1 protein-coding gene is annotated in these 1832 nt (G+C 66.9%); it reads right to left on the reverse strand.

Annotated elements, in window-relative coordinates:
• Positions 1-302: 302 nt before the first annotated feature.
• Positions 303-1706, reverse strand: a complete 1404-nt coding sequence (locus WAW85_RS00790; RefSeq protein WP_422557767.1) for an IS1380 family transposase — start codon at positions 1704-1706, stop codon at positions 303-305.
• Positions 1707-1832: the final 126 nt, after the last annotated feature.

Genomic DNA, 1832 nt, shown 5'->3' on the forward strand with positions numbered 1-1832 from the left:
CCTCACAGGTGCCGCAGATCGATGACCCGTTGCAGGTCTTGACGTGCTCCCCGCCTTGAACGGGCGGGGATTCCCGTGCGGCTACGCCGCTGTTGCGGTGCTTCCTGTTTCATCGCCCCGTGCCCCCTGATTGGTGGGAGGACTTACCGGGGCTCCACAGGCGTTTAGCCTTGATCCACCGACGGACCTTGGCGGCCGGTGCCGGTTTTCGTTGATCCCGATTTTCGGAGTCCGGGCGTGAGGTAGTCGCTGGTCTGTCCAGCTTTTCCTGTGTGCTCCGGTCGGGCCTTGCGGCGGGTTGGTCAGACTGTGGCGGGTAGTGGCGGGCTGTATCCGATGGTGTTGTGCCACAGCGCAAGCCAGGCCTTCGACCAGGGCCAGTGGGTGGGCAGGTGCAGGACCGGCCGGTGTTGTGGGCGGGCCAGCCGGGCCGGGACGTTGACGATGCGGCGGCGCAGGGTCGATCCGCGTGCCCGGGCATGGCGGTCCCCGGCCAGGATACCGGCGGCGCGCAGCAGGTTGTGGGCGATCGCCGCGCACAGGATCCAGGCGGAGTTCGCCCCGAAGCGGCCCGACGGGATGTGAGCCAAGGGGCCGTCGATCAGGTCGGCGAACACCGTTTCGATGATCGCGTGCTGGCGGTGGGTGATGTCGGCCGCCTCGACGGGCAAGTCGGTGTTGGTGAAGAACGGGTGGTACCGCCAGACCGGGAACAGCGCATCGGGGAAGCGGGCGTCCTTGACGCGACGGACGATGAGTCGGGCGGTGATCCGGTCTTTGGTGGACGCGAAAGCGGTGTAACCGATTTCGGCGACCTCGGCATCGGAGATCCAGGCGCCGGTGTCGGGATCGCGCACCGCACCGGGGTAGGACACCGGGGTCCACGCCGTCTCCTCGATCGCGGCGAGTGCACGATCGATGGCCGGGTTGCGGGCCACCACCAGGGAGAACTGGGCGCCGTGGCGCAGGCACGCCCGCACCACCGTGCGGTTGCCGTAGGCCGAATCGCCGCGCACCAGAATCGGCCCGCGAGCCCCGGCGGCACGGGCCGTGCTGATCGCCTGGGCGACCATCCGGCCCGCACCCTTGCCCGAGTTGGTCTTCCCGGCGCGTAGCCGCAGCCCGGCGATCACCGGTGCGCCGTCCGGGGTGCTGATCGTGGCCGCCAACGGGGACAGTCCCTTGCGCAGGATCTGCTTGCCGGCGATCTTGGTGTGGCCGTAGGAGGCGCCCTGTTTGGCGTGACCGTAGACCGGGCGCAGCAGCGAATCGATGTCGACGAACACCTGCTCATCGGCGCCGGGCAGCAGCTCGACCCGGGAACACAACGCTACGAGGTGCTCGCGCAGCACCGACTCCAATTGGCGGGCATGTCCGAAGGTGAACTCCCGCAACAACGTTCCCACCGTGGAGGGTGCATAGACGCCGCCGAACACGGTCTTCATGCCGCCGCTGCGGATCACGTCGACGTCATCGATGCAGTCCGCCCCGGCGCACATCCCCGCGACCAGCGTGCCCAGTTTTGGTGCGGGGTTCGCCGACCCCGACTTGATCCGCGGCGCCGTGATCCGAACCTTGTCGGCGAGCAGCCGCATCAGCCCGGTCTGTTCGGCCAGCGTCATCACTGGCACCAACCCAGCGCACGACACGAGATTGCCATCATCGAACACCGCAGAACCAGGCACGAACCTGTGCGACACTTTCACCGGAAGTGCCCTTCCTGAAACGGTTTGATTGTTGCGTGAGGAACACCAATCATCCCAGTTCAGAGGGCACTTTCCTCATTCCGACACACGAATTACACCAGGTCAGTCGGTGGATCGAGGCTAAAC

Origin of the sequence: Gordonia sp. (in: high G+C Gram-positive bacteria) (genome assembly GCF_049299075.1) — a bacterium.
Lineage (GTDB): Bacteria > Actinomycetota > Actinomycetes > Mycobacteriales > Mycobacteriaceae > Gordonia.